Genomic DNA, 18,185 nt, shown 5'->3' with positions numbered 1-18,185 from the left:
TAAAAAACCATTTAAAAACATACAAATATAAAATACCTCATATAAATCATACTAATACATCAATGTAGCTTCCTTACGAGTAAATGCTCTATTTTAATTGACGGTAGTTAGTTTAGTGTTTAGAGTAAAGACCCTCTTGGAATTAATCGGATTATTTATGCACTTATAGCATGATTTTATTCTTTCCACCTCTATTACCAAGTAGGCATTTTCATTTAGGAGAACAACAATGCAGCTTTATGATCATAACTATCAAAAAGACAACTGTGGCTTTGGCTTAATTGCTCATCAACACGGTGAAAGAAGTCATAAGCTGGTAAAAACTGCTATTTTAGCCCTCGACCGTATGCAACATCGAGGTGGTATAGCCGCTGATGGTAAAACAGGTGATGGCTGTGGGTTGTTAATGCAAAAGCCGGATACTTTTTTTCGAGCTGTCGCCGAAGAAAACAACTGGCAGCTTGGCAAAAAATATGCCGTTGGTATGATTTTTCTTAACCCAGACAGCGAGATAGCAGCGAACTCAAAAAGAATTTTAGAAGAGGAATTATGCCGAGAAACACTTACATTAGTAGGTTGGCGCGAAGTTCCCACCGACAAATCAATACTAGGTGAAATTGCAGCTGGCAATCTACCCAAAATAGAACAAGTGTTTGTTGATGCGCCTCCAGGTTGGCGTAACAGAGAACTAGAACGTCGTTTATATATGGCTCGTCGTCGTGCTGAAAAGCGTATTAGCGACGATCGTTTCTATATCGCAAGTCTTTCGTGCTTAGTCACTATATATAAAGGCTTAGTTATGCCAATTGACTTACCCAATTTTTATTTAGACTTGGCAGATATTAGAATGCAAACCGCTATATGTGTTTTCCATCAGCGGTTTTCTACAAACACCTCACCGCAATGGCATTTAGCGCAACCTTTTCGCTACCTTGCTCATAACGGTGAAATAAATACAATCAAAGGTAATCGCCAATGGAGTAGAGCACGCACCCATCGCTTTCAAACACCATTATTACCCGATCTGCAGGATGCAGCACCTTTTGTCAACGAAACAGGTTCAGACTCGTCATCTCTGGATAATATGCTTGAGCTATTTTTAGCTGGTGGCATGGATCTCTATCGAGCAATGCGCTTGCTTATGCCGCCTGCATGGGAAAACAGCCCATTAATGGATGACGATTTAAAAGCATTCTATGAATTTAACTCTATGCACATGGAGCCTTGGGATGGACCAGCAGGCGTGGTAATGACCAACGGACGTCATGTTGCTTGTAATCTTGACCGAAACGGCCTTCGTCCTGCTCGGTATGTCATAACGCGTGATGGCTTTATTACTTTAGCCTCAGAAGTAGGCATTTGGGACTATGGTGAAGATGAAGTAGTAGAGAAAGGCCGAGTAGGTCCCGGTGAGATGCTAGCCATTGACACTTATACAGGTAAAGTCTTTAACTCTAACGATATAGATAACGATCTAAAAACTCGCCACCCTTATCGCCAATGGTTAAATAGTAATATTCGTCGTTTAGTGCCTTTTGAGCAGCTTGATGCAAAACTTATTGGTCAGCGGGTATTTGATGATCGAAATATTGCCCAATACCATAAAATGTTTAATTACAGTTATGAAGAAATTCAGCAAGTCATTAAAACCCTCGCACAAAATGGTCTAGAAGCAACGGGTTCTATGGGCGACGACACCCCAATGGCGGTTTTATCGAGTCAGCCCCGCACATTGTACGATTATTTTCGTCAGCAATTCGCCCAAGTAACTAACCCGCCCATTGATCCCTTACGTGAGCGCTATGTCATGTCTTTGGGCACTTGTATCGGGCGTGAACATAATGTTTTTAATGAAACAACTGGTCATGCAAATCGAATTTTATTTGAAACGCCCATTCTTATGTATACCGGCTTAAAACAACTAAGAGATTTAGATCAAGCACATTACCGTAGTGAAACGCTCGCTCTTAATTATAACCAAGAAGAAGGACTAGAGAGTGCTCTAAAGCAACTTTGCAATGAAGCCGAAAGCCTTGTTCGTGATAAAAGTACTGTTATATTAATTTTATCTGACCGCAATATAGAAAAGGGATTACTACCAATTCCAGCAGCTATGGCTGTTGGCGCAGTACAAAATCACCTAGTTAACAACCAATTACGATGTGACTCTAATATTATTGTAGAAACAGCATCGGTACGTGACTCACATCAATTTGCAGTACTTTTAGGATTAGGCGCTACAGCTATTTATCCTTATCTTGCATACGAAACAGTAGAGCAACTAGTAGAACAAGGTCAAATTGAATTGCCAGTGCGTGAAGCCGTTCTAAACTACCGTAACGGTATTAACAAAGGCTTACTAAAAATATTGTCTAAAATGGGAATAGCCACTATTGCAAGTTACCGCTGCGCAGGTTTATTTGAAGTTATCGGTTTAAATCAAAATATTATGACGCTGTGTTTTCCTGACTTACCAAGTCGTATTCAAGGCGCAGACTTTGAAGACATTGAACAAGACAATATTAACTTAGCACGCAAAGCATTTTTACCACACCAACAAATGAGCCATGGTGGCCTATTAAAGTATGTTCATGGTGGCGAATATCACTCATATAATCCTAATGTGGTTACCTATTTACAAGAAGCGGTCCGCTCTGGCGATTACGTCAAATACAGAAAATTTGCAGATGAAGTCAATAATCGCCCGGTAGCGACACTACGCGATTTACTAACACTTAAAGAAGATACTACGCAGATTTCAATAAGTCAGGTAGAACCTGATACTGAGCTGTTTAAGCGGTTTGATAGTGCCGCCATGTCAATTGGGGCATTAAGCCCTGAAGCCCATGAAGCCCTTGCCATAGCGATGAATCGTTTAGGTGGCTTTTCTAATTCAGGTGAAGGCGGAGAAGATGAACGCCGTTTTGGTACAGTAAAAAACTCACGTATTAAGCAAATTGCATCAGGAAGGTTTGGGGTAACACCACACTACTTAGTTAATGCAGATGTACTTCAAATTAAAGTAGCACAAGGCGCCAAGCCCGGTGAAGGTGGGCAATTACCAGGCGATAAAGTTACCCCTTTAATTGCCAAATTACGTTTTTCAGTGCCCGGTGTGACCTTAATTTCACCACCGCCACATCATGATATTTATTCGATTGAAGATTTAGCACAGCTAATTTTCGACTTAAAACAAGTTAACCCCAAAGCAATAATCTCAGTAAAATTAGTATCAGGCCCAGGTGTTGGCACAATAGCCTCTGGTGTAGCAAAAGCTTACGCAGATTTTATTACTATTTCAGGTTACGACGGTGGCACAGGTGCAAGCCCACTTACCTCGGTAAAATATGCAGGTTGTCCGTGGGAACTAGGTTTAGCTGAAGCGCATCAGTCGCTAGTTACTAATGGCTTGCGTCATAAAGTACGCTTACAGGTTGATGGTGGATTAAAAACAGGCTTAGATATTGTTAAGGCGGCAATATTAGGTGCTGAAAGTTTCGGTTTTGGTACAGCACCAATGATCACGCTTGGTTGTAAGTTTTTACGAATTTGCCACTTAAATAATTGTGCTACAGGGGTAGCAACACAAGATGAAGTGTTACGTGAACAGTTCTTTAAAGGTTTACCTGAGCAAGTAATGAATTATTTTAAATTTATCGCTCATGATGTTCGAGAAATATTAGCTAAACTTGGTGTTGAAAGCTTAACCGCAATAATAGGACGAACAGATTTATTAGTGCCGCTAGCTGGTATCAGCGCTAAACAACAAAAACTTGATTTATCGCCAATTATTGCCCCTGTTGTCGCAAGTGAAAATACAGCGTTATATCAACAGGAGGAAAATATTCCTTTTGATAAAGGCCAGCTTAATCAAGATATGTTAACTGCCGCATCTGATGCCGTAGCACATAGCACTGGCGGCATTCATCGTTTCAATATTAGAAATACCGATCGTTCAATTGGCGCAACCCTATCAGGTGAAATTGCTCGCCATCATGGCGACCAAGGCATGGCGGCAAACCCAATTAAGTTTGAATTTACAGGTACCGCAGGCCAAAGCTTTGGTGTGTGGAATGTCGGCGGCTTGGAGTTAACGCTAACCGGTGATGCTAATGATTACGTTGGTAAAGGTATGACAGGTGGTAAGTTAACCATTAAGCCACCAAAAGGTGTTGCTTATGTTAGTCACAAAACCATGATCATGGGTAACACCTGCTTGTATGGCTCAACTGGCGGCATTTTATATGGCTGTGGTCGTGCTGGTGAAAGATTTGCTGTTCGTAATTCTGGTTGTCATGCGGTTATTGAAGGTACCGGAGATCATGCGTGTGAATATATGACTGGCGGTATTGTTACTATTTTAGGACAAACAGGCGTTAATTTTGGTGCAGGTATGACCGGCGGTTTTGCTTATGTGCTTGATGAACTAGGAGATCTCGATATTCGTTTAAATAAAGAATCTATTGAGAGCCTAGATATTGCTGATTTAGCCATTCACCAAGAGCATTTACGCGGCATTATCAACCAGCATTTCGAAGAAACTGGTAGCTTACGCGCGCAAGAGATCTTAGCTAACTTTGAAGGTTTTGCCGCTAAATTTAAATTGATTAAACCAACAGCAACCGATGTAAAAACCTTATTGGGTCATCGTATCCGTTCATCTGCAGAACTTCGCGTTCAAGCACAGTAACCCCTATGAATGCGAATTGAGGAAGAAACAGTATGAGTAAAAATATATATCAATTTATCGATGTGCAACGAATCGATCCGCCTAAGAAAGCGTTAGCATCGAGAAAAATTGACTTTGTTGAAATTTACCAACCAATGGGCGATGTACAAAGCGCAGGTCAAGCGGATCGATGTTTAGATTGTGGTAATCCCTATTGTGAGTGGAAGTGTCCCGTTCATAACTATATTCCACAATGGCTAGAATTAGTAACTGAAGGTAAAATAATTGAAGCAGCTGAGCTATGCCATGAAACTAATAGCTTACCAGAAATGTGTGGTCGTGTTTGCCCACAAGACAGACTATGTGAATCTGCCTGTACACTCAATGACGAGTTCGGTGCTGTTACTATCGGTAATATTGAAAAGTTCATTACCGATACGGCTTTTGAACAAGGCTGGACACCAGACTTATCCCAAGTAGTTAACACTGGGAAACGTGTAGCAATTGTAGGAGCTGGTCCTGCAGGTTTAGCTTGTGCAGACGTATTAACGCGCAACGGCATTGACAGTGTTGTTTTTGATCGTCATGCAGAAATTGGCGGCTTACTTACTTTTGGTATTCCATCGTTTAAGCTAGAAAAAGAAGTTATTGTTCGCCGCCGCAAGATTTTCGAAGGCATGGGGATTGAATTTCGTTTAAATACCAATGTTGGCGTTGATATAACACTTGATGAATTAAGCAATGAATACGACGCCGTATTTCTTGGCTTAGGCACCTATACTGATATGACCGGCGGATTTGAAAACGAATCTGCGCCCGGTGTATATAGTGCATTAGATTTTTTAATTGGTAATACACAAAAGTTAATGGGCATTAGTGAGAACGCTAAGCCTTATGTTAATTTTGAAGGCAAAAAAGTTATTGTGTTAGGCGGTGGTGATACCGCGATGGATTGTGTACGTACGTCAATTCGACAAGGTGCCAGCGAAGTCGCTTGTGCCTATCGTCGTGACCAAGAAAACATGCCTGGCTCACCACGAGAAGTGCAAAATGCCAAAGAAGAAGGCGTTAACTTTGAATTTAATATCCAACCGTTAGATATTTCAATTAATGATAAAGGCCAAGCAGTTGGTGTTAAATTTGTAAAAACGCAATTAGGCGCTCCTGATAATAATGGCCGACGCAACCCAGAGGCAATTAAAGGCTCTGAGTTTGTAATGGCAGCCGATGCAGTAGTTATCGCTTTTGGTTTTTTACCTAGTCCGCCACAATGGCTGAAAGATGCTGGCGTAGAACTTGACTCACGTGGTCGCGTAATTGCGGTTGAAAATAGTGAATTTGCTCTGCAAACCACTACCAAAAACATCTTTGCCGGTGGCGATATGGTGTTAGGTTCAGATTTGGTTGTCACTGCGGTTGACCAAGGCCGTAAAGCTGCCTTAGGTATTCTTGATTATGTAATACCAGTTTCATTAATTAAGTGATCTATTTTATACGCAGTGAAAACAGTCAAATACAAGGCATTTATTTTAATAACTAGTTGTTCTAATAATAAAATAAATAACGCAGTAGTTGATTATTTTAACCAGTAGAAATGTTCACCTAGTTAGTGAGATTGGTATAACAGCATAATAATTTACAAAAGGCTCTAGCACATTCTAGAGCCTTTTTCTTATCGGCTAAAAAATCATCCAAAGATTTATACACTATGAGCTAATCAAAATTACTCATACCGTAATGCATCAATCGGATCTAAATTAGCAGCTTTTGCCGCTGGTATTATGCCAAAAATAACACCAACACCCGCACTAAAGCCTAGTGACAAGGCAATTGCCCAACCAGGAACAGTAGCTGCAGGAAGTTCAATTAAACTACTCACCAAGGCCCCTGCGCCGTAACCTAACGCTAAACCGATAACTCCCCCAAGCAAACAAAGAAAAATGGCTTCAATAAGAAACTGCATTAAAATATCAAAACGGGTCGCGCCCAACGCTTTTTGAATGCCTATTTCACGAGTGCGTTCAGTCACTGACACCAGCATAATATTCATAATACCTATGCCGCCAACAAGTAAAGAAATACCAACAACACCACTCAACACCATAGTAGTTGTAGAGGTTAAGTTATTAACAGTTTCTAGCATTTGCTCTGCTGTACTTATTTTAAAGTCGTTATTCTGCCCTTCTGCTAAGTTATGATTACGTCGTAAAATATTGGTAATAACCTGTTTTACCCCATCGATTTGATTGGCATCGTCAACCTGCATAGAAATCATAATATCAGGCTCTTCAGCACCACCAAGTAATGCTTGTGTTGTTGAGTAAGGTAATAAAATATAATTATCTTGGTCAAAGCCAAATATTTTGCCGCGCTTTTCTAAAACGCCAATCACTTTAAACCATTCGCCACCAATCATTAGGTATTGTCCTAATGGGTCACCTTTTATTTCTAGTTTGTCGAGAATAGAAGGGCCTAGCACAGCAACTCGTCGGCGACTTTTATCATCACTTACATTAAAAAAGCGCCCTTGTTCTGGATAAACACCATACAACATTTGATAGGAAGAGCCTGTACCGGTGACCTGAGTTGTTGTCGATTCACCTTTGTACTGAACAACAGAGTTTTGTCCCATTGCCATTACTGTTGGAGTGATATTACTGATCCCAGAAACCTTGTACTTTATCTCTAAGAAATCGTTATAGTTTAACTTAGCATTTTTCCCTTGTAGACGTTCTTTTTTCGGCGTAAATGAATTGACATTTAAGACATTAGTGCCCATGCCATCAAACTGTTTAGTAATGCTACCACTTAAACCTTGCATAACTGATACCACTGCTATAACAGAGGTAACACCAATAATTATGCCTAAGGTAGTTAGAAAGCTTCGAAAACCGTGCGCCTTAACTGACAGCGCTGCAGCTCGTGTGCTTTCATATACTTTAAAGAAAAAACTAGACATAAACAGCCTCTCTTGTACCATCTGCCGACGTTGTATTTAACGTATCTGAAACAAGCTCACCATCTCGTAGTCGAATAACTCGATGACACCGATCGGCTATTTCTTGTTCATGAGTGACCACAATAAGCGTTTGACCGTCTTGGTGAAGCTTGTCAAATAACGCCATTATCTCCGTTGTTGTCGACGAGTCTAAGTTACCAGTTGGTTCATCTGCCAATAAAATTGCAGGGTTGGTAACTAAAGCACGCGCAATAGCAACACGTTGGCGTTGTCCACCTGATAACTGATTAGGTACATGATGCATACGATCTTTTAAGCCGACCCGAGTTAATGCTTCGCCGGCTTGTATTTTTCGCTCTTTTAATGCAATCCCTCGATAAATAAGCGGCTGCATTACATTTTGTAATGCCGTTGCTCTTGGCAATAAATTAAAGCTTTGAAAGATAAAACCTATTTCTAAATTACGTATACCTGCCAGTTCAGATTCATTCATTTGAGCAACATCTTTATCTTTTAGTAAGTACTCTCCTGATGTTGGGTAATCTAAACAACCTAACAAGTTCATTAAGGTTGACTTACCTGAGCCAGAAGGCCCAATAATCGCTAGATAATCATTTTGAAATATATCCAAGTCGAGGTTATTTAACGCGTAAAACTCCTCTCCTCCCATTTCATATCGCTTGGCTATCTTTTTTAACGCAATAATCACATTTTTATCAGCCGATGTTACCTTAGTGTCGGTATTGTTACTTGCATTAGTCGCACTTTGAGCCTCGTCCATTATTAAGCCTCTTTCTTAGCAATTTTAATTAAGCTTGAATCTTTTAGTTTACTTAACGCTCTTGCAGGACCTGTAATCACTTTATCGCCCGTTTTAATACCCGAAAGTACTTCTTGATATCGATCATTTGAAATACCAAGCTTAACTTCTACTTTTTTAGCTTTATCGTCGTTAACTATATACACATAGCTTTTTTCGTCGAAGTCTTTACTCTCGCTATCATTGTCACCTTTGTTCTTTTCAGGCTTTAAAAAAACAATCGATTCACTTGGGACAGCTAAGGTTTTATCTTTAGTTTGGGTAAATATTTCAGCGCGGCAACTCATCCCCGGACGCACAGCTACTGCACCAGAGTCGTCCAAAAGAATTTTAACCGTGAAACTTAACCCTTGTCGACCAGCGGCCCTTTTAGCTGAGGTTGCTATGTTTTGTACCTTACCTTTAAGCGCTTCATCGGGAAATGCAACTGCAAAAATATCAGCCTCTTGGCCCACTTCAATGTTAGCAATATCGGCTTCATCAACTTGTACTTCAATAAGTATTGATGAGGGGTCGGCTAAAGTGATTAAATTTGATCCTGAAATATTAGTAGTACCACTAATGGCAGTTTCACCTTTTTTTATGTCAACAGACGTTGCAATACCGTCAATAGGCGATTTAAAAACAGTTTTATCTAATCTTTCTTGTGCTTTATCTAAGGTGGCTTGTGCTTGCAATAACGACTCTTGACGCGAGCGTAAATCAATTTTTGCAAGTGCATATTGGTTATCTATAAGTTCATAAGCATCTTGCCCTATAATTTCAAGCTTATATAAATCGTGTTTTCTTTGCCATTGCGCAGCTAGGTTTTCAAGATGTTTTTGCTGACGTTCAATTGCAATAGTTTGTAGCCGAACATAGGCTTCTTGCTGCTCAACATCTGCCATAAATGTACGAGGTTCAAGGCGCATTAGTACCTGCCCTTTGCTCACCTCGTCACCCTCTTCAATTAGCATTTCTTTTACTTGGCCGATAACTTCTGAACGAAGTTGTACCTGCTCTTTATATACTAAGGTGCCTGAAGCTAAAATTGAACGCTTAATATTTTCAACTTGAACTTCTTCTACTTTTACTTCAATTGCCTGTTCTTGTCCTGACTTTTTAAAGTATGCCAAGGCAACTAAAGTTGCGATTGCCGCAGTAACAATTAGTGCTTTTTTCATGCTAAAACCTAATGTAGTGTGTTAAACCAAGCGAGCAACTTTACCCACTTGGTATTCATTGGTGATTGGAACAGAGAACGAAATTAAGCAACAAACAGAATGTATATTGCCCATAAGCCATAAATAGCGATCGATGGAATGGCAGCTATAATACTCGCCTTTTTAATATCAATATTTAGCCATGTTTTTAATCCAACACTGGCAATGGCAATCATCCAAAGACTAAATAAATTAATTGCCTCAAGAAAGTTATACCAAGCATGAGACTGATCAAGTGAGAAAATTAAACTATTTAAACTGGTCGGTTGGAGATCATTCATCGAAATATTACTATCAACTGCGAATAATAAAACTAATATCGATGCCAAGCTACTTACAACTAAAGGCAAGCTTGCCCACCAGCTGAAAGCGAACCAGTTTTTAAAGCCGTAATCATTTTTTGCCATAATTTTTGTTGCAAGTAGATAGTATATGGCTACCAACAAATTAACGGCAATTAAGCTAATAACAACCGATATAGTTGTTTGAAGCATTGCACTTGTCGCGTCAGCCTCAGATGATGCCGCTTTTAGTTCATCGTAAGTCATTCCGGTCATTGCTGCCGCTTGCTCTAAAGATTGCTCTTGAAACCAGTTAATATCAACCACACTAAAATAATGAACAAATACGGCTGAAGTAGACGCTATAACAAGAAAAAATGGTAACCATGCCCAACCTTTTTTATCTTTAACACTAGAAAAAGCTTTAGCAGGTGAAAGTAGCACGTCGAAACACGCTTGTAGTGGATTTGCAGACATTGTAAACCTCTTTATTATTAGTTAATTTCCATATAAAGCAGTAGCGTTTTTATAACGACTACTACCAATTAATTAGTGAAACTTTTTTCGTGCAGCTGATCTATTTGCATATCGCTCTGCCGTACTTAAAAAAGTATGGTAATTATTAAATGCTGCAATTAATTTAAATCACCGCTATTTAACAATAAACAACCTACAGCAGAAACTAGAAAGAACGCCAACTCCCCGAGTTAAAATACAAATTAATCGCTATGACATATTATGTCAAGCGGCATTTACATATTATTAACGCTATTTTAATTCAGGTAGTCTTCAAAGATAAGAATTTATTACATTTATTTTTACGTTAGACCCTAAGGACTCGGGTCTAACGTATAATGGTTAGCGCCTAAACCATATCGTCAAATGGATTAGTACTTGGTAAGTCAATAGCTTGTGCAAATGTTGGTAGTGTAATTTTAGTATCACTAATTTCGATTTTTTCATCATCTACTAAGCCATCGCCAAAGCGATAGATTAACTCAAAATTACCTAAATCAGCTTGCTCTTGGTAAGCTTGCTGCGCAATTTTTACTTTTTCATTTTTGTCTAAATACGCATTCATTGCTGCTTTACCATAGCGCTTTTCAATCATTTTAAGGGTAACTTTAGCTGAAAAGACAGTAGCAGTAGCATTGTTGCCACCAAAACCTTTAGAATTAATAAAAGCAACATCCATATTTTGGCAATGCCAATGATCGGTGGCAATATTTAAACGCTCAGCGTAAACGTCTTCTGCGACCTTATCTATGGTAGTTATTCCCGGCATAATATTATGTGCAAAAACACCTAATGCCCACGCTACCTGGTCTCCGCTTGCAGGTCCAATAGTATGTCCAACGTATGCTTTAGGTGCAGCAACTGGCCAATTATTAATGTTAAAACTGCGCGCTATTCGGTCATATATTAACGACTCTGTTACTCGGTTTTGTGGTGTACTTGAACCATGAGCTAAAATAAAACTACGTTGTTGAACTGCCTCTTCACCCAGTACACTTTTAGCTAAAGCAACTGACTTAGCCATAGTAATATAATTACCTGGGCCTGGAGCTGTAATTGATTTTTTGATACCGTCGGCATTAGTGAAAACATCAGCAACTGAACCAAGCACATCAGCGCCAAGCTCTAACGCTAAACTATCGTCCATAATCACTAAAAACTGTGCAGCCTCACCAATAGTAAAGCCACAGTTTTGGCCAAACGGACGACTAGTACGTCGATGGTCAACATTGTCAGTGTTATCTAATTTTTTAAGCCCTTCTTCATTAGCTAACGCGCTCATATTACCAAAACCTTCAACAACTTCTGGTGTTATCGCGCAGTCATTACTGCCAACAATAGCTAATCTAATTCGACCTGATTGTATATCATTAACAGCGGCTTTTAAATTATATAAGAAAGTTGCACAAGCGCCGGTAGAAGTAAAGGTAGTACCAACACTGCCAGTAACATAAGCATTGATAAAGTCAGTTGACATGGTGTTTAAACCTAATGCCAAGTTTTTCGTTGATACGCGCTCACCTTTTTGGCGGTTTTGCATCATACCACCCAAACCTTCAGCTTGTGTTTGACCAAAAACAGATGCCGAATAGGTACCAATTTGATCTGGTGTCACTTTATCTGCAATATCAGCCCAACTAAAACCAGTTGAATATATTGCATCTGCAGCACCAAAAATTGTCGCTTGTAACCCTCGTGGTTGATAACGTGAATTGTAAAGTTTTGCTGGCTCAAAGCCTGTAGGAAATTGTCCAGCTGCCTTAATTGGGTTGTCACGAACTGAATCTTGTTTCAGTGACAGTTCACCTTGAATTTCAACACGCACTCTTTTCTCACCAATATCTGTTACTTTCCACGCTCTTGGTAATGGCTTAGGCAAGTCTTTCAATGCTGTCTCAAAACAAATTGCTTGTTCGGTTGATTGCATAGTTAATTTTTGCTGCCAAGGCGTTGCGTCTGGATCAAAATGGTTTTTTTCAATTTTACGAATTAATGTGCCCGCTAAAATTTGTTTACCAAACTTAGCTTCAACATCGCTACGCGCATAAACATTATCTTGCTGATCGAGTAACTGGCCATTTTCACAGCGCAATATATTCATTAACGTTGCAAGACCAACAAAGGTTTCTTCTCTCGCTTCAGCATTTAGTTTTTCTATTACAATACGGCGGAAGCCTTGATGAAATGATGTACGACCAGCAGCATTAATGCCGCCCATGCCAACAATAACAGGTAAAGCAGTCATTATTTTTATATCTCTTATACACTTAGTTTAATAACCGTTAGTTTAAGGCTAAAAAGATCAAAAAAACCGTTAATTAAAGCCAATAAATATGCCATTATGGCCAAATAAGTTAAATTAAATTAAGAATAGTTATTTATGAGTTTGAAACGACAACAAATTACTATCTCACTAATACTATATGATCACATGCTCGCCACTAGCGTAAGCTTGCCCGTAGAAATGTTAAGAGCAGGAGAAGCTTTGGCCTATCAAGAAAACAAATCGGCAGCAAAACTCAATATTCAAATGGTCGCTGAAAGTAATAAGCCAGTGTCAACACGTTCACTCATTAAGCTAATGCCAGATACTGATGTCGATAATGCTTTATTACCTGATTACGCTTTTATTCCTAGCCTATGGCGTAACCCAAGACCAGCCTTATTAAAAAACCCTAAACTGGTGAGCTGGCTAAATACTATTTGGCATAAAGGCACTACATTAATTGGCGGCGGAACAGGCGTGTGTTTTATGGCCGAATCAGGCGTACTAGATTACCATTCTGCAACAACGCACTGGCATTATGTTGACCAATTTCGTCGTAACTACCCTAAAGTAGAGTTAAAACCAGACTTTTTTATTACTCAATCTGATCGTATTTATTGCGCGGCAAGTTTAAATGCACTGGCCGATATTGTTGTTCATATTATATTTGAAATTTATGGTAGAAACGCAGCACAACACGTTGAGCGTAACTTTTCACACGAAATAAGAAAGCCCTACGAGCAGCAGCGCTATTTAGAAGGTGCCGTTGACCGTCACCCTGATGAGCTGATCAGCCAAATTCAGTTTTGGATGCGCACTAATTTAAATGCAAACCTTTCAATGGCTGAATTAGCCAAACAATTTGGCATAAGCCAACGCACTTTAACGCGCAGATTTAAAGCCGCTAACGGCATTAATGCGATAAAATTTTGGCAACGCCAGAAAGTAGAAATGGCGAAGGAATTACTCGCTTCAAGTAATTTATCTATACAAGAAATATCTTACCAAGTCGGTTATCAAGACCCAGGACAACTTACTCGGCTATTTAAACAAGAGTTAGATATAACCCCAAGAGAATATCGAGCAACAGTAAGAAAAAAACTATTTTCGTCACATTAGAGCATATTGATTTTTGCGCCAATGAATAGAGGTAGTGGCACTAGTCCCGTCTTAGGAAAATAATTGAGATCTTGTATTCGATGCTAATGGAGGGTGCAATTTAGCAAGCGCCAAAATCTGTAATTAACTATTGGCGCTATAGTCTTTTGTTAGCAGTATATTACTCAGATTTTGAGAATTTAGCATATTCTGTTGTGATTTTAGTCCCACTCTCAGTTGTTGTGATTGAAGCTTGATCAATGGAAATGACAGAGTGCTCAAAATAAATTTTAATACCACCAATAGAAGAGGATGATGAGTTAGCTTCCCAATTAGAATCAATTAACACTTTATGCGGCATACCTTTAGGTAAAAAGATCACAACATTATCAGTATATATACTGTAACCTTCATTGGTATTGGTTTTTATACTCCCCGCATTAATTGTTATATTGGATGCCATACTTGTTGGCACGATAAATATAACACTGCTAAGCAATACTAAAGTAAACGAAAAGAGAGCGAGAAGTTTAGGCTTTACTCTAGCCTTTAATTTCTGATTTTTATTAATAGCTTCAATTTTAGGCTCGAATAACATATCTACATCGAGCTCAAAACAAGATGCTAATGCTTTAATTGTTTCTAAGGAGCCAGAACTATTATTCTCTACCCTTTGAATAGTTCTTAAACTCACAGCGCTAGCATCAGCTAAGTGTTGCTGACTCCAAGCTCTTATTTTACGTTCTGCTATAACTTTTTCAGCGTTTATTATCATTTCCATTTGTATTTCTCACATAGATAAATCGAAACTGTATCCTGTAAAAAAAATCCTTATTTGTATACGACATGTTTACGTCAATTTAACGACAGGCGCCTAAAATAGGCCTTACTAAGCATCAAAATATAAATTGGTTAAACCGTTTAAAGAAGTAAAAACAGTCACATTAATGTGTAGCTATCTGTTGTAGATAATTTTTTGTTCTGTGCTTTACACTCATCAAGGTAATATTGCCAATCTTCAGACTTATGAATTAATGACAATTTAGCAGTAATTTTGCCATTTGTCGTTTCAAATCCATAAAGGTGTAAATCCATTTTAGTACCGATATTATCCGTAACAGTCCACTCAACAATTTCAGTGATTTCCCCACCATATTTTTTAGTCGTAACACCTGTAGCATAGATTTCATAGCCGTATTCATCACAGTGTTTAAGTAACTCATCTAATTTTAGACTTTGCTTTACATAAGATGTAGCCTCAAGACTAATTGGTTGATGCTTAAATTTTGCCGCAACACCTGAGGTACTTATGGCTAATAGTCCTAAAAAAATATATACATTCTTCATTTAATACTCCTTTATATAATGTAGGCATAATGTCGACTTGCCGCTTAAGCGGAAAAAACATTGGCTAAAATTAGCGAAGGCGCTAACATCAAGCGACACTTAACCTTTACTAGCTTTATCTACTCACAAACTTATAGTTTTGTCGGCTGAGTTGATGACTTAAATCTAACATAATCTTCGCTTGTGGCACTGTCATGGCACTCCGCCCTGATGGTGATTTCATCTTCTGCATTTAACCTATCTAAGACAAAGTAACTTTTACGACAAAAAAGCGCGATAATGGGTAATTTTTTTAGCTGATTGTCGAAATACTGCGTTAACGCTTCACTACTGCCTTTTTCGCCTCTTTTAGAACTTCGTACTGATTGCTGTGCTCTGCCACCATCGCCCTTACTCTTTGAGCTGTTATTCGTAATTGTTTTATACACCGAAAACTGAAAAACCTTCGAACCGTTTGCGGTTATTTCAGTGGTAAGTGACTCACGTAAATTAAGCGGTTTATTTGAAACACAAGCACTAGTTACAACAAGTAAAATTAAGATTAAATAAATTTTCATAAATTAAGCTGCTATTTAATAATAAATTTAGCTTACCTGATCTTACGAAAATATGTGCAAATAACAGCGCTTTTATTTTATTACTTTAGTTCGTGCTGATCTTTGGAAGAATTAATTTAAAAGCAAATAGATAATTTGCTTGTAAGCACCTTTAGGCAAAGGCAAACTATAGTCAGAAATAATCACATAATACTGATTTAGGGATCACATGAGTCAATTATCAACAGCAACTAGCCAAATACAACAAATGTTAAGCCTACAAGACGCTATGAATTCACGTGTAAGTGAAACATGGCGCGACAATAATTATGAATGGTATAGAGCCATTTGGGTAGAATGTGCAGAAATGCTTGACCATCACGGTTGGAAATGGTGGAAACACCAAGAAATTGACGTACCGCAAGTACAGCTAGAGCTTGTTGATATTTTTCATTTTGGGCTAAGTTTACGCTTAATGACTGGCGCATCTGTTAATGACATTTCAGCAGATTTAGCGCAAGAATTAACCCATCAAGGTAATGAAAGTGATTTTAAATTAGCATTAGAAGTGCTTGCAGGCTCTGCGGTATCTAGTAAAGTTTTTAACGCCGCCGCATTTGCTGATTGTATGCGTTTAATCAACATGGATTTAAATGAGCTATTTCGTCAATATGTTGGCAAAAACACGCTAAACTTCTTCCGTCAAGATCATGGCTATAAAGATGGCAGTTATATTAAAGTCTGGCACGGTAAAGAAGATAATGAAGTGCTTGCAGAGCTTGTACATCAGCTAGACCCAACCGCAGATGATTTTCAGCAACAACTTTATCAAGCTTTATCAGCTAAATACCCAAGTTAATAGGCTATTTTCAAGTAAATTAATATTAGTTCACATAGTTATCGCGCTCTGGCATAAATAGTGCTTATTCAAAGATAATCATTAATATTGTCAATAATTTGAATTACCGGAGTTGACTATGGAACTAATCTTATTTGCTATGATCAGCCTTATAGTGGTTGTTGCATTGCTAGCAAGTCGTTTAAATGACAATAGCTTCCCTTTTCCTTTTGATCGTAAAAGTGCCATTTTTACCCCCGCAGAAAAGAATTTTCAAAACTTGGTGGAACAGGCACTAGGACCAAAATATCGTATTTTAAACCGCGTTAGGCTTTCTGATATCGTTACCATTCGTAATGGTGTTTCAAGCAAGGCTGGACAAAGCGCCAAAGCAAATGCCGATAATAAATATTTAGATTTTGTTATTTGTGATCGCGAAACCATGAAGCTCCTAGGAACGTTAGACCTAGTCGACACTCAAGGTAAAGGCTATAAAATGAAAAAGGACTGGTTTGTTAGCGGTGCACTAGAGGCGGCAAGCATTCCTCACATCCGCATTAAAATTAAACCAAACTATAGTGTTGATGAAATCAAAAGTTGTATACATAACCGTTTATTTGGTCAAGCCCCTGCGCCAACGCCAAAAATTAAAGGTCGAGTTATTCCTGCAACTATGATGAAGCCCCGTACACCCAAAGTAACAAATGGTGAAGTGGGCGTATTAACTTCTGTTGCCGCTAAAAGTGAGCATTCTTCAAACAACATAACTGCCAAGATACCAGCACCTCGCGTGGCTGCACTCCCTCACTAAACCTATAACTGCGCAAATATAGAGTATCTTTAAGCTAGCTATACCCAAACCACCTCAAAATGTGAATTCTGTATCTTGAGGTGGCTTGGGTATATAATGTTGCAATCAAAGACTTAAGAGATAAATAAATGAAAGCAGGTATTATTGGCGCAATGGAACCAGAAGTTGCCATTTTAAAAGACAAACTAACTAATGCTACTATTGAACAACATGCAGGTTTTACCTTTTATCAAGGCCAGTTAGATGGTGTTGAAGTTGTTATTGTTCAGTCAGGCATAGGAAAAGTTGCAGCTGCGCTTGCTACTGCTATTTTATTAGATCGTTACACCCCAGATTACATTGTAAATACTGGATCAGCCGGTGGTTTCGAGCAATCTTTAAAAGTGGGGGATATTGTAATTAGCACTGAAGTTCGTTACCACGACGTAGACGTAACAGCCTTTGGTTATGAAATAGGTCAATTACCTGGAAATCCTCCTGCTTATATTCCTCATCAAACCTTGGTAGATGCAGCAGTTGCAAACGCAAAGACGTTAAATAACATTCAAACGTTAACCGGTTTAATCACAACAGGTGACACCTTTATGACCAAAGATGACGATATTGCCAAAGCCCGTGAAAACTTTCCAGCCATGGCTGCTGTAGAAATGGAAGGTGCAGCTATCGCTCATACTTGTCATCAATTTGGCGTCCCTTTTGTTGTTATTCGTTCTATGTCTGATATTGCAGGCAAAGAATCTCCTGTATCATTTGAAGCATACCTTGAAACAGCATCAGTTAATTCATCAGCGCTTGTTTGTAAGATGGTGAACACACTTAAAGGAAAGCACTTAAGTTAGCTT

Annotated in this window: 14 protein-coding genes; 6 read left to right on the top strand and 8 right to left on the bottom strand. The window is 38.8% G+C overall.

The annotated features are described in order from the left end of the window. Positions 1–229 precede the first annotated feature (229 nt). On the top strand, positions 230–4,690 hold the full coding sequence (gltB, locus tag QUD79_RS02430) for a glutamate synthase large subunit (RefSeq protein WP_184424481.1): 4,461 nt from the start codon (positions 230–232) through the stop codon (positions 4,688–4,690). A 32-nt stretch (positions 4,691–4,722) separates the two neighbouring features. Next, positions 4,723–6,153: an FAD-dependent oxidoreductase gene (locus QUD79_RS02425; protein ID WP_184424480.1), complete on the top strand. Its 1,431-nt coding sequence runs from the start codon at positions 4,723–4,725 to the stop codon at positions 6,151–6,153. 239 nt (positions 6,154–6,392) lie between these two features. Here QUD79_RS02425 and QUD79_RS02420 read toward each other — a convergent pair whose 3' ends face one another. From QUD79_RS02420 to QUD79_RS02400, 5 genes are all read right to left on the bottom strand, one after another. Next, positions 6,393–7,628, bottom strand: coding sequence for an ABC transporter permease (locus QUD79_RS02420; protein ID WP_184424479.1), 1,236 nt, complete (start codon positions 7,626–7,628; stop codon positions 6,393–6,395). Then, a complete protein-coding gene (locus QUD79_RS02415) occupies positions 7,621–8,298 on the bottom strand; it encodes an ABC transporter ATP-binding protein (RefSeq protein ID WP_246454965.1) in 678 nt (225 codons plus the stop codon). Before QUD79_RS02415 ends, QUD79_RS02420 begins: the two co-directional genes overlap by 8 nt. A 113-nt stretch (positions 8,299–8,411) precedes the next feature. After that, positions 8,412–9,611, bottom strand: a complete 1,200-nt coding sequence (locus QUD79_RS02410) for an efflux RND transporter periplasmic adaptor subunit (RefSeq protein ID WP_184424478.1) — start codon at positions 9,609–9,611, stop codon at positions 8,412–8,414. An 83-nt stretch (positions 9,612–9,694) separates the two neighbouring features. Next, on the bottom strand, positions 9,695–10,408 hold the full coding sequence (locus QUD79_RS02405; RefSeq protein ID WP_184424477.1) for a YIP1 family protein: 714 nt from the start codon (positions 10,406–10,408) through the stop codon (positions 9,695–9,697). A gap of 388 nt (positions 10,409–10,796) precedes the next feature. Beyond that, positions 10,797–12,692 carry a beta-ketoacyl synthase gene (locus tag QUD79_RS02400; RefSeq protein WP_184424476.1) on the bottom strand — a complete coding sequence of 632 codons (1,896 nt, stop codon included), beginning with the start codon at positions 12,690–12,692 and terminating at the stop codon, positions 10,797–10,799. A 135-nt stretch (positions 12,693–12,827) separates the two neighbouring features. Here QUD79_RS02400 and QUD79_RS02395 point away from each other — a divergent pair, with 135 nt between their 5' ends. Then, the gene (locus QUD79_RS02395; RefSeq protein WP_184424475.1) at positions 12,828–13,832 is read left to right on the top strand and encodes a GlxA family transcriptional regulator; all 1,005 of its coding nucleotides are present in this window, start codon (positions 12,828–12,830) and stop codon (positions 13,830–13,832) included. A gap of 160 nt (positions 13,833–13,992) precedes the next feature. Here QUD79_RS02395 and QUD79_RS02390 read toward each other — a convergent pair whose 3' ends face one another. The 3 genes from QUD79_RS02390 to QUD79_RS02380 form a co-directional block, all read right to left on the bottom strand. After that, positions 13,993–14,592 carry a helix-turn-helix transcriptional regulator gene (locus QUD79_RS02390; RefSeq protein WP_184424474.1) on the bottom strand — a complete coding sequence of 200 codons (600 nt, stop codon included), beginning with the start codon at positions 14,590–14,592 and terminating at the stop codon, positions 13,993–13,995. Between the two features lie 158 nt (positions 14,593–14,750). Continuing rightward, entirely contained in the window at positions 14,751–15,158 is a 408-nt protein-coding gene (locus tag QUD79_RS02385) for a hypothetical protein (protein ID WP_184424473.1), read from the bottom strand. A 131-nt stretch (positions 15,159–15,289) separates the two neighbouring features. Next, the gene (locus QUD79_RS02380) at positions 15,290–15,715 is read right to left on the bottom strand and encodes a hypothetical protein (RefSeq protein WP_184424472.1); all 426 of its coding nucleotides are present in this window, start codon (positions 15,713–15,715) and stop codon (positions 15,290–15,292) included. Positions 15,716–15,923: 208 nt separating this feature from the next. Here QUD79_RS02380 and QUD79_RS02375 point away from each other — a divergent pair, with 208 nt between their 5' ends. From QUD79_RS02375 to mtnN, 3 genes are all read left to right on the top strand, one after another. Then, a complete protein-coding gene (locus tag QUD79_RS02375; protein ID WP_184424471.1) occupies positions 15,924–16,553 on the top strand; it encodes a dUTP diphosphatase in 630 nt (209 codons plus the stop codon). Between the two features lie 118 nt (positions 16,554–16,671). After that, on the top strand, positions 16,672–17,343 hold the full coding sequence (locus QUD79_RS02370) for a DUF2726 domain-containing protein (protein WP_184424470.1): 672 nt from the start codon (positions 16,672–16,674) through the stop codon (positions 17,341–17,343). Positions 17,344–17,471: 128 nt separating this feature from the next. Then, positions 17,472–18,182 (top strand): 5'-methylthioadenosine/S-adenosylhomocysteine nucleosidase, encoded by a 711-nt coding sequence (mtnN, locus tag QUD79_RS02365; protein ID WP_184424469.1) that lies wholly within the window; start codon positions 17,472–17,474, stop codon positions 18,180–18,182. The last annotated feature ends 3 nt before the right edge of the window (positions 18,183–18,185 follow it).

Source organism: Thalassotalea piscium, assembly GCF_030295935.1.
In the GTDB taxonomy this organism is placed as follows: Bacteria; Pseudomonadota; Gammaproteobacteria; order Enterobacterales; family Alteromonadaceae; genus Thalassotalea_B; species Thalassotalea_B piscium.
The sequence above is the reverse complement of the archived record's forward strand: the minus strand, read 5'-3'. Positions and strand labels throughout refer to the sequence as shown.

Coding starts and splice junctions, on each gene's coding strand:
- QUD79_RS02425 (WP_184424480.1), top strand. CDS start 4,723: ATGAGTAAAAATATATATCAATTTATCGATGTGCAACGAATCGATCCG.
- QUD79_RS02370 (WP_184424470.1), top strand. CDS start 16,672: ATGGAACTAATCTTATTTGCTATGATCAGCCTTATAGTGGTTGTTGCA.
- QUD79_RS02405 (WP_184424477.1), bottom strand. CDS start 10,408: ATGTCTGCAAATCCACTACAAGCGTGTTTCGACGTGCTACTTTCACCT.
- QUD79_RS02380 (WP_184424472.1), bottom strand. CDS start 15,715: ATGAAAATTTATTTAATCTTAATTTTACTTGTTGTAACTAGTGCTTGT.
- QUD79_RS02385 (WP_184424473.1), bottom strand. CDS start 15,158: ATGAAGAATGTATATATTTTTTTAGGACTATTAGCCATAAGTACCTCA.
- QUD79_RS02410 (WP_184424478.1), bottom strand. CDS start 9,611: ATGAAAAAAGCACTAATTGTTACTGCGGCAATCGCAACTTTAGTTGCC.
- gltB (WP_184424481.1), top strand. CDS start 230: ATGCAGCTTTATGATCATAACTATCAAAAAGACAACTGTGGCTTTGGC.
- mtnN (WP_184424469.1), top strand. CDS start 17,472: ATGAAAGCAGGTATTATTGGCGCAATGGAACCAGAAGTTGCCATTTTA.
- QUD79_RS02420 (WP_184424479.1), bottom strand. CDS start 7,628: ATGTCTAGTTTTTTCTTTAAAGTATATGAAAGCACACGAGCTGCAGCG.
- QUD79_RS02375 (WP_184424471.1), top strand. CDS start 15,924: ATGAGTCAATTATCAACAGCAACTAGCCAAATACAACAAATGTTAAGC.
- QUD79_RS02400 (WP_184424476.1), bottom strand. CDS start 12,692: ATGACTGCTTTACCTGTTATTGTTGGCATGGGCGGCATTAATGCTGCT.
- QUD79_RS02415 (WP_246454965.1), bottom strand. CDS start 8,298: ATGGGAGGAGAGGAGTTTTACGCGTTAAATAACCTCGACTTGGATATA.
- QUD79_RS02390 (WP_184424474.1), bottom strand. CDS start 14,592: ATGGAAATGATAATAAACGCTGAAAAAGTTATAGCAGAACGTAAAATA.
- QUD79_RS02395 (WP_184424475.1), top strand. CDS start 12,828: ATGAGTTTGAAACGACAACAAATTACTATCTCACTAATACTATATGAT.